This is a genomic window from Psychroserpens sp. (assembly GCF_047633235.1).
In the GTDB taxonomy this organism is placed as follows: domain Bacteria; phylum Bacteroidota; class Bacteroidia; order Flavobacteriales; family Flavobacteriaceae; genus Psychroserpens.
Window position 1 is genome coordinate 15,183 of sequence record NZ_JBLIET010000029.1, and the last position, 20,927, is coordinate 36,109.

At 34.2% G+C, this 20,927-nt stretch carries 17 protein-coding genes; 10 read left to right on the forward strand and 7 right to left on the reverse strand.

The features are described 5' to 3' along the window. Together ACJAZK_RS10365 and ACJAZK_RS10370 are read left to right on the forward strand one after the other, a co-directional pair. On the forward strand, positions 1-840 hold the full coding sequence (locus ACJAZK_RS10365; RefSeq protein WP_415223891.1) for a sterol desaturase family protein: 840 nt from the start codon (positions 1-3) through the stop codon (positions 838-840). Between the two features lie 241 nt (positions 841-1,081). Continuing rightward, positions 1,082-1,489, forward strand: coding sequence for a hypothetical protein (locus ACJAZK_RS10370; RefSeq protein ID WP_028871045.1), 408 nt, complete (start codon positions 1,082-1,084; stop codon positions 1,487-1,489). Between the two features lie 193 nt (positions 1,490-1,682). Here ACJAZK_RS10370 and ACJAZK_RS10375 read toward each other — a convergent pair whose 3' ends face one another. Continuing rightward, positions 1,683-2,981, reverse strand: coding sequence for an exo-beta-N-acetylmuramidase NamZ domain-containing protein (locus ACJAZK_RS10375; protein WP_415223892.1), 1,299 nt, complete (start codon positions 2,979-2,981; stop codon positions 1,683-1,685). 21 nt (positions 2,982-3,002) lie between these two features. Between ACJAZK_RS10375 and ACJAZK_RS10380 the strand changes: the two genes are divergently transcribed. Both ACJAZK_RS10380 and ACJAZK_RS10385 read left to right on the forward strand, forming a co-directional pair. Beyond that, positions 3,003-4,241, forward strand: coding sequence for an ABC transporter permease (locus tag ACJAZK_RS10380; protein ID WP_415223893.1), 1,239 nt, complete (start codon positions 3,003-3,005; stop codon positions 4,239-4,241). 364 nt (positions 4,242-4,605) lie between these two features. Continuing rightward, the gene (locus ACJAZK_RS10385; RefSeq protein ID WP_415223894.1) at positions 4,606-5,586 is read left to right on the forward strand and encodes a PLP-dependent cysteine synthase family protein; all 981 of its coding nucleotides are present in this window, start codon (positions 4,606-4,608) and stop codon (positions 5,584-5,586) included. A gap of 2 nt (positions 5,587-5,588) precedes the next feature. Here the strand turns inward: ACJAZK_RS10385 and ACJAZK_RS10390 are convergent, their stop codons facing one another. From ACJAZK_RS10390 to ACJAZK_RS10400, 3 genes are all read right to left on the reverse strand, one after another. Continuing rightward, positions 5,589-6,080, reverse strand: a complete 492-nt coding sequence (locus ACJAZK_RS10390) for a CIA30 family protein (protein WP_415223895.1) — start codon at positions 6,078-6,080, stop codon at positions 5,589-5,591. Positions 6,081-6,276: 196 nt separating this feature from the next. Continuing rightward, positions 6,277-6,792, reverse strand: coding sequence for an NUDIX domain-containing protein (locus ACJAZK_RS10395; protein WP_415223896.1), 516 nt, complete (start codon positions 6,790-6,792; stop codon positions 6,277-6,279). A 258-nt stretch (positions 6,793-7,050) separates the two neighbouring features. Then, positions 7,051-8,202 carry a T9SS type A sorting domain-containing protein gene (locus tag ACJAZK_RS10400; RefSeq protein ID WP_415223897.1) on the reverse strand — a complete coding sequence of 384 codons (1,152 nt, stop codon included), beginning with the start codon at positions 8,200-8,202 and terminating at the stop codon, positions 7,051-7,053. A 420-nt stretch (positions 8,203-8,622) separates the two neighbouring features. Between ACJAZK_RS10400 and ACJAZK_RS10405 the strand changes: the two genes are divergently transcribed. From ACJAZK_RS10405 to ACJAZK_RS10420, 4 genes are all read left to right on the forward strand, one after another. Continuing rightward, a complete protein-coding gene (locus ACJAZK_RS10405; protein WP_415223898.1) occupies positions 8,623-12,654 on the forward strand; it encodes an FG-GAP-like repeat-containing protein in 4,032 nt (1,343 codons plus the stop codon). Positions 12,655-12,662: 8 nt separating this feature from the next. Continuing rightward, positions 12,663-13,262 (forward strand): SprT-like domain-containing protein, encoded by a 600-nt coding sequence (locus ACJAZK_RS10410; protein ID WP_415223899.1) that lies wholly within the window; start codon positions 12,663-12,665, stop codon positions 13,260-13,262. 85 nt (positions 13,263-13,347) lie between these two features. Then, a complete protein-coding gene (locus ACJAZK_RS10415; protein ID WP_415223900.1) occupies positions 13,348-14,427 on the forward strand; it encodes a mannose-1-phosphate guanylyltransferase in 1,080 nt (359 codons plus the stop codon). A 3-nt stretch (positions 14,428-14,430) separates the two neighbouring features. After that, entirely contained in the window at positions 14,431-15,888 is a 1,458-nt protein-coding gene (locus ACJAZK_RS10420) for a DUF389 domain-containing protein (protein ID WP_415223901.1), read from the forward strand. Positions 15,889-15,895: 7 nt separating this feature from the next. Here the strand turns inward: ACJAZK_RS10420 and ACJAZK_RS10425 are convergent, their stop codons facing one another. After that, positions 15,896-16,663 carry an ABC transporter ATP-binding protein gene (locus tag ACJAZK_RS10425; protein WP_415223902.1) on the reverse strand — a complete coding sequence of 256 codons (768 nt, stop codon included), beginning with the start codon at positions 16,661-16,663 and terminating at the stop codon, positions 15,896-15,898. Then, a complete protein-coding gene (locus tag ACJAZK_RS10430; RefSeq protein ID WP_028871056.1) occupies positions 16,660-17,400 on the reverse strand; it encodes an MlaE family ABC transporter permease in 741 nt (246 codons plus the stop codon). The genes ACJAZK_RS10425 and ACJAZK_RS10430 overlap by 4 nt, the downstream gene beginning before the upstream one ends. Before the next feature lie 201 nt (positions 17,401-17,601). Between ACJAZK_RS10430 and pafA the strand changes: the two genes are divergently transcribed. Together pafA and ACJAZK_RS10440 are read left to right on the forward strand one after the other, a co-directional pair. Then, positions 17,602-19,266, forward strand: a complete 1,665-nt coding sequence (gene pafA, locus ACJAZK_RS10435) for an alkaline phosphatase PafA (protein WP_415223903.1) — start codon at positions 17,602-17,604, stop codon at positions 19,264-19,266. A gap of 2 nt (positions 19,267-19,268) precedes the next feature. Then, positions 19,269-20,078 (forward strand): DNA/RNA non-specific endonuclease, encoded by an 810-nt coding sequence (locus ACJAZK_RS10440; protein ID WP_415223904.1) that lies wholly within the window; start codon positions 19,269-19,271, stop codon positions 20,076-20,078. Positions 20,079-20,129: 51 nt separating this feature from the next. On the opposite strand, the gene ACJAZK_RS10445 is transcribed toward ACJAZK_RS10440, so the two are convergent. After that, the coding region (locus ACJAZK_RS10445) for a glycosyltransferase family 2 protein (RefSeq protein WP_415223905.1) at positions 20,130-20,927 on the reverse strand (798 nt) is incomplete at its 5' end.

The following is a 20,927-nucleotide window of genomic DNA, read 5'->3' on the forward strand; positions in this document are numbered from 1 at the left end:
ATGGAAAGTATATTAAATTATTTTGAGACCATACCATCGTTGCATAGAAGTCTAATTCTTGTTAGCGGACTCACATTATTTTGGTTACTGGAAGGCACATTGCCATTATTTAATTTTAACTACAAAAAATGGAAACATGCAGTTCCTAATTTGTTTTTCACACTCACTACCATTATTGTTAATTTTGGTTTAGCCTTTTCGTTGTTAGGAACAGCTCAGTGGGTTGAGGATTCAAAATTTGGAATCATTAATTGGATTCCAAATCTCCCGCTTTGGGCTTATGTTTTACTTGGTGTTTTGTTACTCGATCTTATAGGTGCTTATTTAGCGCATTATGTGGAGCATAAGGTTAAACCATTATGGATGGTGCATCTAGTGCATCATTCAGATCATAACGTAGACACTACAACCGCAAATAGACACCATCCCTTAGAGAGTATTATTCGGTTTTCTTTTACCTTATTAGGTGTCATAATTGTTGGTGCACCAATTGCTATTGTGTTTTTGTACCAATCGCTATCGCTAATTGCTACGCAGTTTAGCCATGCTAATATTAAGCTGCCTAAAAAGCTAGATAAAGCTATCAGTTATGTTTTTATTTCACCAGATATGCACAAGGTGCATCATCATTATAAATTACCTTATACAGATTCTAATTATGGAAATATCTTTTCTATATGGGATCGTCTATTTGGGACATTTATGACCTTAGAAAGGGAATCAATAATTTATGGTGTAGATACATTTCCAAATGAAGAGGCTAACGGTAAAATTGGGGAGCTTCTAAAACAACCGTTTCATAAGTATAGAAAGCCTTCAATCACAAACGCTCCAGAGTAAATATAGCTTATAAGCTACTAGTGCTAATAATAGTTTTAGATAAATGCATAAATCTTAGATTCAAAGAAAGATTATAAAATGACTGATTTTGGTGTTAAGATTACAGAAAAAGTCCATACTTCGGTTTTATTTACCGTTGGTGGATTATTTTGTTAGTCATCCAAAAAAGAAGTTAGTTTTGCTCTCGGGATTATAAAAAAGCTATTTATTCAATATTGTTGACGTTAACCAACGTTTATATATGAGAATAGTATTATTTGTAATCTTTTTTAGTTTAATCACGTCACTAAACTATACTGCACAAGCCCAAGTCGATCTCGCTAAATTAGAGAAAAATGTTAATATTAGAGCTAAAGGGCTAATCCATAATCTTAATACAACTAAAGATACATTAGTACTTAAAAGCGACTCGCTTATCAATAAATTATACTCAGTAAGTATGGCACATGAACGTGAGATTGATATGAGTATCAATAAAACGTTTGTAAAAATTCCATTAGATCAATTAAGTAAAGGAAAGCATGTGTTCGTAGCTGTGCAGTCGTCTATGCGAATTGTATTTGTAGTTAAGATTTTGAGAGAGGATAAAGATACGCTCTTGGCAATGGCCAATGATGAGGAATTGGTTGCAAAGAACGAGAAAGAGTAATACTTTAATTAGTTTTCATTCCATTCCAAAGAGTATCAAAAGAAAGGATTATTACTAGGGTTTAGTCAATATTAAATTGGATATAACGATTACTGCGAAAAATAGAGTAGCGTTTGGCACCAGTAAGAATAATAATTATGAAGGTTTTGTATAATTAGCATTTTCGAATTTCCATAATGTACGATTTTTCAGATTATTCATAAATTAAATACATGCTACGTACCTTTTTAAAGGTACTCAGCCCATCAGCCCAAGTCTCTCTAATATCTTGTTCAGAAACACCAGACTCTATCTGTATTTGTAAAGCTTTTGTCCCAGCTAGATTCGTAAAGAAAGTATTAAAAAATACTGTTTTATCAATTGAGTTTTGGTACGCTTTAATCAAATAACTTAAATCTAATTGGTTGAGATCTTTATGTGTGCTTAAATCTTCACCATAACACAATACACCATCGTGTTTTGGATATTTAGAAGCGTCATTTGGCATTGGGATATATTTAAAATTATAAACAGTTTTATCTAAATACGGACTCCCGTAAATCTGAAACTGCTTAGAGGTACCTCGCCCTGCATTAACATTCGTGCCTTCAAAAAAGCAAAGGCTAGGGTAGAGATTAATTGATTTTGCGTTTGGTAAGTTAGGCGATGGCTTTATGGGTGAACTATAGGTGTCATCATGTTTGTAATTTTGCATCTCTATTACTGTAAGATCACATATGATGTTGTGGTCTAACCAACCTTGACCATTAATCATTTTGGCATATTCTCCAATCGTCATTCCATGAACTACAGGTATTGGGTGCATCCCAACAAAACTTTTGTGTTTTGTTTCTAAAATCGGACCGTCAATATAATTTCCATTTGGATTTGGTCTGTCTAAAATCATAACTGGGATATTTGCTTCTGCACAAGCTTCCATGACATAATGCAAACTAGAAATATAGGTGTAGAATCGAGCGCCAACATCTTGGATATCAAAAATAACGACATCTAAATCTGCTAATTGCGCAGGTGAGGGTTTTCTGTTTTTTCCGTAAAGAGATACAATGGGTAGGTTGGTTTTTGTGTCAATACCATCTTTTACCAGTTCACCAGCATCTGCTTCGCCTCTAAACCCGTGTTCTGGAGCAAATACTTTCTTGATGTTGACGTTGCGCTTTAGAAGAGAATCAATTATGTGCTCGTATCTAATCGTCGTTATTTCTAGGCCTGAGGCTTCGCTATTTTTTAAACCGCTAATTCCTCCTCTAACTTTAATAACTGAAGTTTGATTTGCAACAATACCCACACGTTTTCCTTTTAGCAACGGCAAGTAATTATTTATTTGATGAGCACCAACAATGATTTCATCATTCAATTTTAACAGACTGTCATGCTGAACTTGTTTTAGGATCTCATTATTTTTAACAGAATCATCTTTAGATTTTGAACCACAAGAAATGAGAACCAAAACAAACCCTATAATTATCGGGAAAACCCTATTTTTGAACATCGATAAACGCATATAATAATTTTGAATTACGAGTTTTTTATAGCTAAACGCATTATTGGTAGTAAAGCGTATAAAAGTAGTGTTTCAGCACCAATAATAAAAATTGGTATTGCAGCAATTGCCATTGGTATTGTTGTAATGCTCATAGCAATTGCCACAGGTTTAGGACTTCAAAAAAAGGTGCGAGAAAAGGTTGTTGCATTTAATGGTCATATTACGATTAATAATTATGACACTAATGAGTCCAATGAATCTAAAGTTCCTATAACTACAGAGCAGGAGTTTTATCCGCAATTTAATTCTGTCGAGGGCATTAAACATATTCAAGGCGTGGCAACAAAGTTTGGTATTATACGTACCGAAACTGATTTTGAAGGTATAGTCCTCAAGGGGGTAGGTAGCGACTATGACTGGTCGTATCTTCAAGAGTTTTTAGTAGAAGGGAATTTGCCATCGTATGAAGGGAAACTGAGTAATGAGGTGGTGATATCGAGCTATCTTGCTAATCGTTTAAATTTCAGAGTAGGTGATAATTTTCAAACGGTTTTTGGTAAGGAGAGTATTGATGAGATTCCGTTTCAGCGCGCCTTTACGGTTGTTGGTATTTTTAATTCCGGATTTCAAGACATTGACAAAAACTTCATGATTGGTGATTTGAGTCATATCCAACGTATGAATAAATGGAAGAATAACGAGGTTGGTAATTTTGAAGTGTACTTAGATGATTTCTCTCAGCTTTTAGAAAAAGAACAACAAATACGAGATCAAACGCCATCATTTTTAGACACACAAACCATTGAAGAAAAATTTTCCACCACGTTTGAGTGGATTAAAATTTTTGATAATAATACCTACGGAATAATCGCCATAATGATCATCGTCGCGGGAATAAATATGATTACGGCCTTGCTTGTTCTCATTTTAGAGCGTACTCAAATGATTGGGATTCTAAAAGCCTTAGGCAGTAGTAACTGGAGTATTAGAAAAGTATTTTTGTATAATGCTACCTATTTAATTGGTTTAGGTTTGTTTTGGGGGAATCTCATCGGCTTAGGCTTACTATTTGCTCAGCAACAGTTTGGTCTTCTAAAGTTTCCAAATCCAGAGCAATATTATGTCTCTATAATCCCCGTGCATATTAGTTTTGGGGATGTTATACTTCTCGATATTGGCACCTTTGTCGCATGTTTTTTAATGCTACTGGTTCCGTCTATTATTATCACTAAGATTTCTCCGGTTAAGGCGATTCGTTTTGAATAAAGCCCGTTTAGATGTATTAAAACACCTTTATTAAAGGTTTCGAAGTGGGCGTTACCCTTTATCACTTTCTGTAGATAAAGCGTCAGGCTATACGTTGTGTCTTTTTTGAGAGTTCATTGCTAAAAATCGCAACGGACTCTCAAAAAAAGATGTCACTTCCATCCTTAACGCGAGCCAATTAGAGAATAAAAGCTATCCAAAATTAATGTAATGGCAATTAATCACAGTTATAATTGAGCTTATCGAATTACGGTTGCTGAACTTGTTGAAGTATGACTGCCGAGTTTGTTGACGTATAACATTTCCGCAGAAAGCATTTGTAAACCTTAAGTTTTACTTACTTTTGTAGCGTAAAATAAGGACTATGCAATACGCTGAAAATATATTAGGAACCATTGGTAATACACCGTTAGTAAAGCTAAATAAATTAACTAAAGACTTACCGTGTTTGGTGCTCTCAAAATACGAAACCTTCAACCCAGGAAACTCGGTAAAAGACCGTATGGCTGTGATGATGATTGAGGATGCAGAGGCTGACGGTCGATTAAAACCAGGCGGTACAATCATAGAAGGAACTTCTGGAAATACAGGTATGGGATTGGCTTTAGCAGCAATCGTAAAAGGTTATAAATGTATTTTTGTAATTAGTGACAAGCAGTCGAACGAAAAAATGGATATTCTTCGTGCTGTTGGTGCTGAGGTTGTTGTTTGTCCAACAGATGTGGAGCCAGATGATCCTCGCAGTTACTATTCAGTATCAAAACGTTTAGGTAAAGAAACGCCTAACTCATGGTACGTGAATCAATACGATAACCCCAGTAATTGTAAAGCACACTTTAAAAGTACAGGTCCAGAAATTTGGGAACAAACGGATGGGAAAATTACACATTTTGTATCTGGAGTAGGAACAGGTGGTACTATTTCTGGTGTTGGTAGTTATTTAAAAATGAAAAATCCGAATATAAAAATTTGGGGAATTGATACCTATGGTAGTGTCTTTAAAAAATACCATGAGACAGGAATTTTTGATGAAAAAGAAATCTATCCTTACGTGACCGAAGGGATTGGAGAGGATATTTTACCTTTAAATGTGAATTTCGGTGTTATAGACGGTTTTACAAAAGTGACCGATAAAGATGCTGCAGTATACACGCAGAGGCTTGCAAAAGAAGAGGGTATGTTTCTTGGAAACAGTGCAGGAGCAGCTATAAAAGGTGTGTTGCAATTAAAAGAGCATTTTACAAAAGATGATGTTGTCGTTGTTTTGTTTCATGACCACGGAAGTCGTTATGTAGGTAAAATGTTTAATAACGAGTGGATGAAGAAAATGGGTTATATTGAATAAGTTTATTCCAATTCAATTTTATCAAGGAGCAATTCAAAAGATTGCTCTTTTTTGTTGCCTATTAAAAAAGCAATTTCTTCCATTTGCTCACCAGGAAAATTGGGATCATTAAGTCTACGACCTCTAAATCTTGGTTCCATTACATTAAAAGGAATGGTGATAGTCAACCAATCTGTAGTCGTTTCAAATTCGTAAATATAAGAGGCGTAATCCCTAGACGAGGTCTTGATGCGAAATTGATAATTATTTCCGTCACCTTTTACACGCAGTGTCACTTTGCTATAGACTGAAACATCTTTTGTTTTAAAGCGGTAACGTAGGGATGAAAATCCACCATTATTTTCTAATGAGATCTTCCCGCTAAATTTACCGTGACCCTCAGTATTAATTTCGAAACTTCCGTTGGAGCGTCCACCCATAACAACGTCATCTACAATTCTCCAATTGCTAGTGTCAGAAGTTTTATTGAAATCAAAAAGCGTTGTTGTGGTCATAAATAATAGTGTTGAAATTAGAATAACAAGTCTCATGGGTTTGCTTTCTATAAAGATACGAAGCACATCAGTTAATAGAAAGTATGTTAACTAAAATTTTATAGTTTTTGGAGATGTTTGTCTTAGATCAGTTTATATATTACAACTGTGAGAACCTATTAGGATTACCTTTTGTAGGTTTCAGGAAACCTATAAGCTATAGGTTTTTAGCAATAAGATGCAATAGAAAAGTCTCACGTTCAATTGACATACCCTTTTTAGTGCTAGTAGCCATAGTCTTTTTATTGTGTTCTAAGGCGTCATGAATGTTAACCCAAACAGCTGTCATACCATTACTTATTTCGTAAGGTTCTAAATCTGAAACGCCAAGGTTCTCGTTGATATCGCAAGTATAGCAGTAAGAAATCATATGCTGAACATCATAATCAGGTTTATACCATGGTCTGTACTCTTCGTAAACACCAAAGGGTTGTATGTTTTTAATATCTTTTGCTCCAGTTTCTTCAATAAGCTCTCGCATCATTCCTTCTATTTTGTCTTCATCTAGATCTAAGCCTCCACCAGGAAGACTATAATCCTCATAGCGCTCAGTGTAAAGCAATAAAATACTATGACCATTAATTACAATACTTCTCGTGGCTAGTCTTGTGAAAATAGATTTATTGTCTAGAGTTTTTACTTCAGGATGATAATGGGTCTTTAATAGGTTCATTTAGGGATACTATATTTTTATGTAAATATAAAATAACTAGAATAGTAATTAACAACAAGAAATGAAAATGAAAGCGCTGTTTAAAAGGATTCGTTTGTACTTTGTAAAGTTGAAATGATTACCTTGGTAATTGAGTATTTAATGAATACAGGGACTCAAATGGAAACGTGATACATGTATAATTACAGTCACAAGAATAGCGAGATTCTTCCTTTGATTTTATGTAGAGATGATCTATTTAAAAAATGGAGACATTCTTTATTGTTTTATTATTTTTCTAACAAGTGTAGAGTTATTAATTTTAATATGAGCAATATAAAGTCCTTTATTAAGACCTTCTAAGGACAACTCTTCTACAAAATGCTGTTCTATGATTTTTCTTCCAGATACATCATAAATAATTATTTCATCAACTCTTTTACTCAGATTTAAAAGTACATGAAATGGATTTGGGTATAGGCTAAAAGCAAAATCTGAAGCGGTATTTGGAACCGTCAAAGTTATCGTATCAGTATCAATTTCAATCATCCATAATTTTGCAGGGAAAGGTATCGTAATAGGTCCAATTGTAACAACATATTTTTCATTTGAAATATATAAACGATGCTTAGTCGTTGTAATTTCAAAAAGAGAAATAGCTTCTACTTGATTACCTAGCGGAACTATATTTGATATTTTTTCTGAGACTGTACCAGAAAATATATCCAAACTGGCATTAGGTATATTATGTATCGTAAACATAAATGGAGCATTAGTGCTACTATATCCAGTAAGAAAAATAATACTTTCATCAGAGGTGGTATCCACTCCAGTTATTAGTCCGTTTGTGTTGTAGCTGCTTTCTAATACGGTGCTATGCACCTGACTACTAGTTTTTGGGATAGAGTAAACATTAACCGTATTATCTATCCAATTTTTTGAAAATATGAGTAGCTTATCATCATATGAAATAAGTCCCTCAGCATCCCAATTATTATTATTTACATTAGGAGTGAAATCAGTTTGATTTGCATAAGTATACGAAATGATTTCAGGTGTGACCGTATTGTCTGTATCATTATAATCAACTTTTGAAATTTTATATATTTTTAAATCAGTTCTACTTCCACTGTTATTTCCAATATCCCCTATATAGATATAAGAAGCATCTTGTGTAATATCTTCCCAATCTATATTTGTAGCGTTATTTATTGTAACCGTTCTTGTTATAGTACCCGTACTCGTATCAAATTCATATAGATTAGGAGCATCACCACTATCATTATGAGTAATTGTCTTATTGTTATAAAAAATAAGGCCAGAGGTTTCGTCTAAAGTGGGAGTTTGTAAATTTGTTATGTCGGTTGCTGTTTGAGCACTTACTGTTAATAAACCAAATAAGAGTAATATTATAGTTATTGCTTTTTTCATTTATAGGGTCTTTTAGTAATGCTTAATCTACTAATAGAATAAATATAAATATATTTATTTTAAGTATGTTATTTTGAGTTCGAAGTTTTATTCAACGAGTCGCTATTAGATTCAAGTATCGACTGTCTGAATTGTCGATTCCCACACATAAACGAATTTCGACTATTTTTTTTAGAAAGGCGTGTTTCAATAGCACTCGTTTTTTAAAAATAGAGAGAGTCATTGCGAATTGAGCTTTAATTTTATTCACCATTTTTATGTCCCAATTTTTTATAGTTATTAATTACGAGATGACTATTTTTTATAATTTATTTTAGACACACTAATCAGGAGTTTTATGAGGGTAGTTGTTATATATATGTGATTATCGTTTATCATCTATAATTAGCATCGATTCATTATCTTTAAACAAAAATTAACGTGATTAAAAGAGCACTAGAACATAAAGTAAGTTGTATTGTATTATTATCGGTTTTACTAGTGTCTTCAGTCAGCGCTCAAGTATTTGAGCAAGTACAAATGATTTCAGGATTAGGGAATTTAGAAAACAATAATGGTGTTGCAGTTGCCGATTTTGATAATGATATGGACCTCGATATTTTTGTCGTTGCATTAGCTCAAGACCTAGAAGGTGATGAGACGACCAAAAGTAAGCTGTATAGAAATAATAATGATGGTTCTTTTACAGATGTTACTGCACAAGTAGGTTTGACCAATTTACATCCAGTAATTACTGAGATTGATGATTTTTTTGGACTCAAAGGGTTTAAACATGGCGTCTCTTGGGGAGATTATAATAATGATGGTTTTCCCGATTTGGTGTTTACACATTCTAATAAACTTCAACTGTTTATCAATCAAAACGGAGTCTTCACAGAAGTTACAGAAGGTGCGGGTTTAACTCAATTTAGTGATTGTAGACATACAGGTGCAACATGGTTTGACTATAACAACGATGGTTTTCTTGATCTCTATGTAAATGATTGGGATGCTTGTGACACTAACTCAGTCTATCTCAATAATGCCAATGGGACATTCTCAAATGTCACTGTAGAAACCAACATGCAAGATACAGGTGGTAATGCGAGTTATATGGCTGTGCCTTTTGATATTAATGACGACGGCTGGATGGATTTATATGTGTCTAACGATTTTAGCGAACCTAATAGTTTATTCATTAGTCAAAACGGAAATTCATTCATAGAACAAGCGCAACTCTTTGGTCTCGATAATATGATTGATGATATGGGTATCACATTAGGTGACTTCAATCTTGATGGTGCGTTTGACGTTTTTATCACTGGTATTGATCAAAATGCATTATTGCAAAACGATGGGACAAACAATTTCATAAATACAACTGCTACCAATAATATTACTGCATCTGGTTGGGCTTGGGGAACACGCTTTGCAGATTTTGATCTCGATAGCGATGAAGACCTAATCATCGTTAACGGGTTTGAATTTCAAGATAGAAGTACTGAAACAAATGTGTATTATAAAAATTTATCAGCGGAAGGCTTATCTGGCTTTGAAGACAATTCAGAAGCATTAAACTTTAACGCACTCTCAGTAAGTGTAGAAGCTGTAGATTTTGATTATGATAACGATGGTGATTTAGATATTTATGTCACCAATGCAGATCAGCAATCGATACTTTATGAAAACAAACTTCTCAATTATGACGAAGAAAGTACTTTGCAATGGTTTAAGGTTAAGCTTCAAGGGACAGTCTCAAATAGAGATGCGATTGGTACAAGATTAACTTTACGCACTAATGAGCGCACTTATGTAAGACATTACACAGGAGTGGGGTTCTTATCTCAGAGTCTACAAGCGGTTCATTTTGGATTGTCTAATGCAATTGAAATTGAAGAATTAGAAATCAAATGGCCTTCTGGATTAGTTGAAATTCATCAAAATTTAGAGGAGAATACAACTATTTTAGCTGTTGAAGGGGAGGGGTTTACGTTGTTAGATATTCAGCCTAGTCAAAAAATTAGAGGTTGCACAGATCCTTTTTCTTGTAATTATAATCCAGGTGCAACTTTAGATGATGGGACCTGTGCCTATCTAAATCCTAATTTAATTTCTGGAGCTGCAAATTCAGGATTTTTCAGAATAGAAGACTATAATTATTCCATAGCAATTGGTTCGTCAGCCAATTGGACGGTCATGGGCGGAGAAATTGTAGAGGGTCAAAATACAGATACAGTTTCTATAAAATGGGGGTTAACTGAAACAGGGACCATTAGTGTTCGAGAAAATAATGGTAATTGTTTTAGCGAAGCGCAAGAGTTCACAGTAATGTTGAGCGCAAATGAGCTTCCAGAGGATGTCTCTGTAGCAAGATTATGGAACGAAGTCTTACTCGAAGCCATTAGAAAGGATTTTGCCAGACCAACAATACATGCTCGGAATTTGTTTCATACCAGTATCGCTATGTATGATATTTGGGCAATTTATAACGATGCAGCAAAACCCTATCTTATTGGAAATACGGTTAATAATTTTTCTACGGAATTATTAGAGTTTTCACCTTTAGAAAATATTGAAGAGTCACAAATGAAAGCAATGAGCTATGCTATGTATAGGTTGTTATCGTATCGTTTTCAAAACTCTCCAAATGTTGAAGAATCTCAGGCTCTGTTTGATTTAATCATGGAACAGTTAGGTTATGAAACTACATTTGCGGTATCCACTTTGTATCAATTTGGAAATGCTGCAGCTTTAGGGAATTATGTAGCAGAGACAATTATTAACTACGGAAATGGAGATGGCTCAAGAGAGCTCGACTTCTTTAATAACGCATATTATGCTTCAGTAAATGAACCTTTAGGGCCAGCAGTAGCGACTACAACATTAATGAATGATCCTAATCGTTGGCAACCTTTAGCTTTAGATACATTTATAGACCAAAGTGGTAATTTGATAGATGGAACAGTTATAGAGTTTTTAAGTCCAGAATGGGGAAATGTATATCCGTTCGCAATGTCTGCCGAAGATAACGTGACCTATCAGCGCAATGGAGATGCTTATAAAGTCTATAATGATCCAAGTGATCCACCATATTTGAATGTGACATCAGATGATGATTCTAGTGATGCTTATAAACTAGGATTTTCTATGGTTTCTATTTGGGGTTCCCATCTAGATCCTAGTGATAATGTACTATGGGATATTTCTCCTGCAGCTATTGGGAATACAGATATTAATGAGTTTCCAACCAATTATAGTGATTATCCAAATTTTTATAATGTGATCGAAGGAGGTGATATAGGACAAGGTCATGTGATCAATCCAGTTACAAGTCAAGCTTATGAATCTCAATTCGTGCCTAGAGGTGATTATACAAGAGTCCTAGCAGAATTTTGGGCAGATGGTCCAGACTCTGAAACACCTCCAGGACATTGGTTTACTATATTAAATTATGTGAATGAACATCCACAATTAGAAAAGAAATTTGAGGGAGAAGGCGCCATTCTTGACGACTTAGAGTGGGATGTTAAATCTTATTTTATTTTGGGAGGAGCAATGCACGATTCTGCAATTTCGGCATGGAGTGTAAAAGGGTGGTATGATTATTTGAGGCCAATTTCAGCAATTAGAAACATGGCTTTATTAGGTCAAAGTACAGATGAAACGCTAGATAATTATAATGTTGCAGGAATTCCTTTATTAGAGGGTTATGTTGAGGTTGTGGGTATAAACGATGCTTTGGTTGGAGAAGAGGGTGTGAATTTTGGCAAAGTAAAATTATATACCTGGAGAGGTCCAGATTATATCGATGACGACGCTACAGATATCGCTGGAGTGGGTTGGATTCTTGCCGAAAATTGGTGGCCATATCAAAGACCTACATTTGTAACACCTCCATTTGCAGGCTATGTTTCTGGTCATTCTACTTATTCTCGAGCGGCTTCAGAGGTCTTGACAAAAATTACAGGAAGTCCTTTTTTTCCTGGCGGACTAGGGGAATTTACAGCAAAACAAAATGACTTTTTAGTGTTTGAACAAGGACCATCTGTAGATGTAAAATTACAATGGGCCACATATAGAGATGCTTCAGATCAAACGAGTTTATCTCGTATTTGGGGCGGAATTCATCCGCCTGCAGACGATATTCCTGGTCGATTAATTGGAGAAAAAGTAGCTAATGATGCCTTTGACTTTGCAGTGCCTTATTTTAGAGGAGATGTCATTGAGAATGATAGTGCAGAGCAAATTGTGTATCCAAATCCAGTGATTAAAAATGAAGTGTTTATTACAAATTCATCTCAGGAGGATATCATAACTATATTTGATGTTAGAGGACGACAAGTCAATATTCTTAAAAAACAATTTAATGAATTTGGCAGTGTGACTAAGCTCGTTATTCCAGAGGGAACAGCGTCAGGACTCTATTTTTTAAATATAAATAATGATTCAAAACTATTAATCGTTAAGGGCTAATTATTGATATGCAAGAGACACTTCAAGAGTATATTCCAGAGAAGGCTATTTCAAAAGTTATAGAATTATTAGATCACGACAAGTTAAACGTTAAAGTTAAGAAAGAACGTAAAACAAGACATGGTGATTATAAACGTTTACCTAATGGAAATCATCAAATCACAGTAAATTCTAATTTAAATCATTATCGATTCTTAATAACACTCATTCATGAGATTGCTCATTTTGAAGCCTTCAATAATTACGGTCGGTTAATCAAACCTCACGGGTTAGAATGGAAACGTACATTTCAGCATTTAATGTTGCCTTTTATAAATCCTGATGTTTTTCCAATGGAATTATTGCCCTTATTAGCAACCCATTTTAAAAATCCAAAAGCATCGAGCGATACAGACATAAAACTCGCTTATGCTTTAAAGCAATTTGATGCACCAAACAATAAAACCTTTATATTTGAAGTACCTTTGCATGCGTCCTTTCAAATATATAATGGACGTATATTTAGAAAAGGTTTAAAACGAAGAACACGTTACGAATGTGTGGAGTTAAAAACAAGTAAAACATACTTGTTTAATGCCAATGTGGAGGTAGAATTATTAGAAGAGTAATTACATTACCATAAAAAGGGGAATCTCATAATATTTAGGTTTTTGATTAATAATATTTCCGATGGAAGGAAACAAAACAATTTTGATGAATAAAAATTATTATGCCATATTGATGGCAGGAGGAGTGGGATCAAGGTTTTGGCCTGTAAGTACGCAAGATTTTCCAAAACAATTCCACGATATGTTGGGAACTGGAGATACTTTGATTCAAAAGACTTTTAATCGTCTTGCGAATTTGATTCCGAAGGAAAATATATTCATTTTAACTAATGAACGTTATAATGATTTGGTATTTGAGCAACTTCCTGAAGTCACTAAGCGTCAAGTTGTTTTAGAACCAGCCATGCGAAATACAGCACCTTGTATCTTATATGCTGCTTTAAAAATCCAAAAGGAAAATAAAGATGCAGTCATGATTGTTGCCCCAAGTGATCACTGGATTGAAGATGAAAATGCGTTTACAAATAACGTACAACAAGCGTTTGATTTCTGTTCAAAGCATGACGCGCTGATGACTTTAGGGATTCAACCAACATTTCCAAATACAGGTTATGGCTATATTGAGTTTGATAAGTCTTCCGAAGATAAAATAAAACCAGTACATCAGTTTAGAGAAAAACCAGATTATAATACTGCCAAGTCATTTATTGAGCAAGGAAATTTTTTATGGAATGCTGGGATTTTCATGTGGAGTGTGAGCAGTTGTTTAAAAGCATTTAAAGCGAATCAGCCCAAGTTGTATACTCTTTTTGAAGCTGGTTATGCCGCATATAATACAGAATTTGAAGATGACTTTATTAGAGATAATTATGCGAAAGCAGAAAATGTGTCTGTAGATTATGCTATCATGGAACAATCCAAAAATGTGTATATAATTCCTGCTACTTTTGATTGGAATGACCTTGGTACATGGGGAAGTTTATACGATAAATTAGATAAGGATACTGATGGTAATGCAGTGGTTAATGCGCAAACGTTAACTGAAGATGCATTTGGTAATATGATTAGAACTAAAACTGATAAAGTGGTTGTAGTGGATGGTCTTCAAGATTATATTATTGTGGATAAAGACGAAGTTTTACTTATCTTTCCGAAGACAAAAGAACAAGATATTAAAAAAGTACTCCAAAAAGTTAAAGAGAAATTTGGGGAACATTACGGTTAGAATATGAGTGACGAGAGTAAATTCGACTTCTCAGAAGAAGAGATCAAAAAAGAAGCAGCAGTTGAGCAAAGCAAAAAAGCGATTCAACAAGATGCCAAAGGCTTGTGGCAAAGTATCAAAACCTTTATGGTCGAACTTTTAGACTTTAGAGAGGATACAGATCGCGATGCTACAATTCTGGCTATCAAAGGTGATATTCCTTTTAAAGGAGCGACTGCCTGGATTTTGGTGTGCTCTATTTTTGTGGCTTCGATTGGTTTAAACGCAAATTCAACAGCAGTTGTTATCGGAGCTATGTTAATTTCTCCATTAATGGGGCCAATTTTAGGTGTTGGTTTATCTCTTGCTATTAATGATATTGATACACTTAAAAGATCATTAATCAATTTAGTAATAATGATTATTTTGAGTTTATTAACAGCCTTTTTATTCTTTAAATTCTTTCCTCTAAGTGAAGATACATCAGAGCTTTTAGGGCGTGTAAAACCAGATATTAGAGATGTGCTTATCGCATTTTTTGGTGGATTAGCATTGATTATCGCTCGGACTAAAAAAGGAACGATAGCCTCTGTTATTTTTGGAGTTGCCATTGCTACCGCGCTTATGCCACCTTTATGTACGGCTGGTTACGGATTAGCAAAAGGTAATTGGGCGTATTTTGGTCAAGCCATGTACTTATTTACGATAAACACTATATTTATTGCGTTAGCCACTTTTCTAGTGCTTAAAATTTTGCGTTTTCCAATGCTTAAATATGCGAATTCTGCCAAACGGAAACGAATTGCAAGATTGGCTTCTTTGGTGGCTATTGTTGTTATGATTCCTGCAGGTTTTACTTTCGTAGATGTATTAAAAGAAAGTCGTTTTGAAATAGACGCTAAAGCGTTTATAAATAATGAATTAAAAGCCCTGCCTAATTCTAGCTTTATTGTAAAGAATGCAACTCCTAATTATGAACCTCTTGGTGATTCGTTTATTGAATTAATTCCTTTTGGTAATGATGAAATATCTGAAGAAACTAGACTTTTGTTACAATCCCGTTTTAAGGATTACTTTGCACTTAAAAATTCTAAGTTGTCTATTAAGCAGGTGACAAATAGATCTATTAATAATCTTGAATATATGGAGGAGTTGCGAACTCGTGACTCTGTTGATTTGTTATCACAAGGTCAAAAGATTTCTTATTTAGAAAATACGGTGTCTAGATTGTCTCGTTTAGAACGTGGGCAAATTCCGTTCGAAGATTTAGTACGAGAAGCTAAAATTAACTATGAAAATTTAAAGGCTGTGTCCTATTCAAAACGAATTACATCAGATTTCTCGAAAATAGATACACTTAATATATTTTCCTTTAACTGGGTAGATTCTTTGACCACCAAAGAACAAAAAGAAAAAGATTTGAGAAAGTTGGGAGTCTGGTTTAAGGACAAGTTAAAGTTAGATACACTTGTAGTAGAGTAGTCTATCATTAAGCTCTTTCTTCTAAGTACATTTGTCGTACTTTTTTAAATAGGTTAGAGGAGTAAACAAAATCTGTTACCACATGGTTATCCGTTTTAAAGATATTTTCTTTAGAACCTTCCCACGCTTTAAGTCCGTCTTTTAGGAATACAATTTTCTCGCCAATTTCCATTACAGAGTTCATATCGTGAGAATTAATTACAGTGGTAATATTATACTCATCTGTGATTTCTTGAATTAGGTTATCAATGACTATTGCTGTTTTAGGATCTAAGCCAGAATTTGGTTCATCACAAAATAAATATTTAGGTTTGTTTACTATTGCCCTTGCAATAGCTACCCTTTTTTGCATTCCTCCAGAGGCTTCACTAGGCATTTTATGATGCGCGTCTTCAAGTTTTACACGTTTTAAAACAAAGTCTGCACGATCTTCCATTTCGCTTTTAGTTTGCTTAGTAAACATGCGCAGTGGAAACATAACATTTTCTAGAATAGTCATAGAATCAAAAAGGGCACTACCTTGAAAGACCATGCCTATGTCTGCTCTTAAGTTTCGTTTCTGGGCATCTGTGAGTTTGGCGTAAGCCAGTCCATCATATTCAATTTCGCCTTCTTCAGGAGAAAAAAGACCTAATAGACATTTAAGAAAAACTGTTTTACCTGAGCCACTTTGTCCAATAACTAAACTTGTTTTTCCTTTTTCAAAAGTAGTAGTTATACCTTTTAAAATATGAGCATCTCCAAAAGACTTATGTATGTTTTTTACTTCAATCATGAGCTTAGTAGGAGTTGAGTTAATATATAATTGAGAAGGATGATAACGACACTAGTCCAAACAAATGAAGTTGTACTTGCTTTACCAACTTCTAGTGCGCCGCCTTTCATGTAAAATCCATAGAAAGAAGGAATCGTGGCTAAAAGAAAAGCGAATACAAATGTTTTTATAAATGCGTAAATGATATGAAAAGGTATAAAATCCATTTGAATACCTATAATATAATCTTCTAGAGTGCCAAAACCACCAAATATTACGGCAGCCATTCCGCCTACAATTCCCAAAAACATCGCAATAGAAATCACAAAAGGGTATAACATTAAAGCAATAAATTTTGGAAATACAAGATAGTTTAAGGAGTTGATACCCATAACTTCTAAGGCGTCAATTTGCTCTGTAACTCGCATCGTACCAATACTAGAGGTAATAAAAGAGCCTACTTTACCAGCCATGATAATAGAAATAAAAGTAGGAGCAAACTCTAGTATAATAGATTGTCTCGTAGCGAAACCTATGAGGTATTTAGGGATTAGAGGATTATCAATGTTTAATGCCGTTTGAATAGTCACAACACCACCAACAAAAAAAGAAATAAAGGCGACGATACCTAGTGAACCAATGATTAAATCATCAATATCTTTCAATATCAAGGTTCGCATAACGGACCACTTAGTGGGTTTGCGAAACATCTCGGCAATCATTAAAAAATAAGCACCAATATTATGAAGGTATGACATAGTAAAATTTGTTATGGTAAAAGTAAAAAATTACAAAGACTTTTTTAATGTAAAGGTTAAAAGATGCTAAACAAAAAACTGTATTTTTGAAGATAGAAAATAGAACAATTTTATGAAACTAGCGTGTTAAAAGTTATTTCATCTAAAGTGATGATTAACAGCCAATAGCATGTAGCCTAGGAAAATAATAAATCTAAATACATGAAAGTTATAATTAATCTTCTTCTCATGCTTGTGGTATTGACCTCATGTCATGCACAAAAGCCAATTTCTGAAGTAAAAAAGGAACAAACTACAATTAATAATAGCAATCCTAAGCTGGTTGTGGGTATTGTAGTTGATCAAATGCGTTATGACTATCTCACAAGATTTGCGAGTAAATATGGTGACGGCGGATTCAAACGTATGATTAATGAAGGGTTTAACTGTAAAAATAATCACTTTAATTACATCCCAACATATACGGGTCCTGGACATGCGTCAGTTTTTACAGGAACAACGCCTAAAAATCATGGCATTATTGGTAATAATTGGTATGATAAGGAGATTAAAGATATGGTATACTGTGCTGGAGATGACAGCGTTTCTTCTGTTGGTACTCAAGATGATGCTGGTGAAATGTCACCACATAGAATGAAAACAACCACCTTTGGTGATGAAAACCGACTATTTACTCAAAAACAAGGAAAAACAATTGGTATCTCACTAAAAGATAGAGGAGCAATTTTACCTGCAGGTCATAGTGCAAATGCGGCCTATTGGTTTCATGGTAGAGATGAGGGGTCTTGGATAACAAGTACGTTTTATATGAGTGAACTCCCAAAGTGGGTTTTAGATTTTAATACTTCAGATGCAGCAGAGTCTTACTTAAAAGTCTGGGATACCTTTTATGATATTTTAACGTATACTGAAAGTGATAGTGATGAAAATGAGTTTGAAGGTGGTTTTAGAGGAAAAGAAAAAGCGACATTTCCTTATGATTTAGCAAAATTAAAAGATGAGAATCGTGGTTTTGATATCCTTAAAGCGACGCCTTATGGAAATTCTCTAACTACAGATTTTGCTATAGCAGCTATTAAAGGAGAGCAATTGGGACAAGACGATATTACAGATGTGTTGACCGTAAGTTATTCTTCAACAGATTATGTAGGACACAATTTTGGTGTGAGTTCTAAAGAGATTGAAGACACGTATATACGTTTAGATAAAGATTTAGAACGCTTTCTTAAATTTTTAGATCAGCAAGTCGGAGAAGGCAATTATACGGTTTTTTTAACCGCAGATCATGGAGCAGTTGAAGTACCTTCCTATTTACAGAGTATGAAAATCCCATCTGGTTATTTAGATAATAAAGAAACAGATGCGCGTTTAATAGATTATTTAAGCGCAAAATTTAATTCATCAGATTTTGTTGAGAATATCAGCAATAACCAAATATTTTTAAACCGCAGACTTATTGATAGTTTAGGTTTACATATAAATGATGTTCAAGAAGCCATTGTTAACGAGTTAATTGCATATAAGCATATTGAAAAAGTCTTTTCTGCTCATACAATGACAACTACTAATTTCACAACTGGTATGGAGTTATTATTACAAAATGGTTACAACCAAAAACGTTCAGGTGATATTATATTGCTTTCAGATCCTGCGTATATTTCATACGGAAAAACGGGTTCTACACATGGTAGTGGATTAAATTATGATACACATGTGCCTTTATTATTCTTTGGAAAAGGTATTAATCATGGTGAGACCTATGATAAAACAGTAATCCCAGATATTGCACCAACGATTTCTGCACTTTTAGGAATTAGTTTTCCTAATGCCTCTACGGGACAACCTTTAGGATTTGTTATTGATTAGTAATGACTAAAAAAACAATTTATTCTTTAATCGCAATTATAATTGTTCTTGGTGTTTACGGTTACGAGCACTTTTTAAATGTTGAAGAATCGACTGAAATCATAGAAGAAGGAGAAGCCGTTAAAACAGATACCAATGAATATTTCTTACCAACAAGTACAACCGGTCAAATTGTGCATCACGAAGGGTATTCACTATCATATAGCGAAGCTCATGAACAAGCAGAATGGGTTGCTTATGAATTAAAAAAAGCACACTTATCAAACTCTAATTTTAAACGCCCTTATTTTGAGATTGATAAGGCTGTAGGAACTGGTGCTGCGCATTGGCGGAATTATAAAAAATCTGGTTATGATCGTGGGCATTTATGTCCTGCAGGTGATAGGAAGTATACTAAAGAAGCACATGACGAAACCTTTTTAACTAGTAATATAAGTCCACAAGAACATAACTTCAATGCTGGTGTTTGGAACTCACTAGAACAAAAAGTGAGATATTGGGCTGGTAAGTATAACGGTGTTTTTGTAATTACAGGAGGCGTTTTAAAAGGGGATATGAAGACTATAGGAGATGAAAATGTGAGTGTGCCTAACCAGTTTTATAAAGTACTTATTGATAACAATACAGGTCAAACTAAAATGATTGCATTTTTAATGCCACATAAAAATTCTAGTCAGCCCTTATATAAGTTTGTTGTATCTGTTGATGAAATTGAGCAGTTAACAGGTATTGACTTTTTTGCAGAATTAGATGATCGTATAGAAAATAAACTAGAGGCTTCCAGTAGTTATAAAGAGTGGAGTTTTAATTGACACGACAGTGCCATCCTGAACTTGATTCAGGATTTCCTTATTGAATATAATTTATTTCAATTTACTTAATATTCCATTCCAACGTAATTTCCTAATAAATTGACCTTGATCTTCTGTTACTAATTGGTCTAATTTATTCCGTTTCCCTTTAAAATAACCAGCCATATAATCCTTAAAAAGTATGACACTTTTCTTTTTATAGGCTAGTTTTAATGCAGAGATTAAGGTGATTGTAAATCCGTATCGCATTTTGTACATGGCTTCACCTTGTAAGTATTTGGACGCTTTGTTGTAGCTAACTCCCGTTGGTTTTAAATGTTTGACGTGAAGTGATTCATCGGTTAATAACTCCCAATCATAATATTTTGCTAGTAATTCATCAACGGTATCCCAGCCCATGGACGGTTTGAGTTTGTCAATATCTAAAAAACATTTTTTTCTGTAGGCTTTTAATGCGCCTCTAATATGGTCTTTACGCGTTAGGTTCTCTAAAATCCAATCGTTATTTTTCTCTATGTAGCAGAAGCCTGCAGCCATGCCTAAACGTTCATTTTGATTAAAATGAACTGCTAATTGTTTTAAGTAGTGCTTCGGAAATATCAAATCTGCATCAAATTTGCAAATCACATCATAGTTTTGGTCAAGGGTTTCAAAACCTTTATAAAAGGCATTGATAATTTTAGAACCAGGAAGATGCTCGTTTGAAGAGATTGCATTTACACTCGAAATATTTGAATATTGACTCACATATTTGTCTACGATGTATTGTGTGTCATCAGTAGAATTATCATTCACCACTACAATCTGTTTCGCGGGTAACGCTTGATTTACCAAAGACTCTAAGGTTTG

Bases quoted from the DNA above. Each gene is read 5' to 3' on its own strand.
- ACJAZK_RS10420 (WP_415223901.1), top strand. From the start codon at position 14,431: ATGAGTGACGAGAGTAAATTCGACTTCTCAGAAGAAGAGATCAAAAAA.
- ACJAZK_RS10395 (WP_415223896.1), bottom strand. From the start codon at position 6,792: ATGAACCTATTAAAGACCCATTATCATCCTGAAGTAAAAACTCTAGAC.
- ACJAZK_RS10415 (WP_415223900.1), top strand. From the start codon at position 13,348: ATGAATAAAAATTATTATGCCATATTGATGGCAGGAGGAGTGGGATCA.
- ACJAZK_RS10370 (WP_028871045.1), top strand. From the start codon at position 1,082: ATGAGAATAGTATTATTTGTAATCTTTTTTAGTTTAATCACGTCACTA.
- ACJAZK_RS10430 (WP_028871056.1), bottom strand. From the start codon at position 17,400: ATGTCATACCTTCATAATATTGGTGCTTATTTTTTAATGATTGCCGAG.
- ACJAZK_RS10410 (WP_415223899.1), top strand. From the start codon at position 12,663: ATGCAAGAGACACTTCAAGAGTATATTCCAGAGAAGGCTATTTCAAAA.
- ACJAZK_RS10400 (WP_415223897.1), bottom strand. From the start codon at position 8,202: ATGAAAAAAGCAATAACTATAATATTACTCTTATTTGGTTTATTAACA.
- ACJAZK_RS10375 (WP_415223892.1), bottom strand. From the start codon at position 2,981: ATGTTCAAAAATAGGGTTTTCCCGATAATTATAGGGTTTGTTTTGGTT.
- pafA (WP_415223903.1), top strand. From the start codon at position 17,602: ATGAAAGTTATAATTAATCTTCTTCTCATGCTTGTGGTATTGACCTCA.
- ACJAZK_RS10440 (WP_415223904.1), top strand. From the start codon at position 19,269: ATGACTAAAAAAACAATTTATTCTTTAATCGCAATTATAATTGTTCTT.
- ACJAZK_RS10385 (WP_415223894.1), top strand. From the start codon at position 4,606: ATGCAATACGCTGAAAATATATTAGGAACCATTGGTAATACACCGTTA.
- ACJAZK_RS10365 (WP_415223891.1), top strand. From the start codon at position 1: ATGGAAAGTATATTAAATTATTTTGAGACCATACCATCGTTGCATAGA.
- ACJAZK_RS10425 (WP_415223902.1), bottom strand. From the start codon at position 16,663: ATGATTGAAGTAAAAAACATACATAAGTCTTTTGGAGATGCTCATATT.
- ACJAZK_RS10390 (WP_415223895.1), bottom strand. From the start codon at position 6,080: ATGACCACAACAACGCTTTTTGATTTCAATAAAACTTCTGACACTAGC.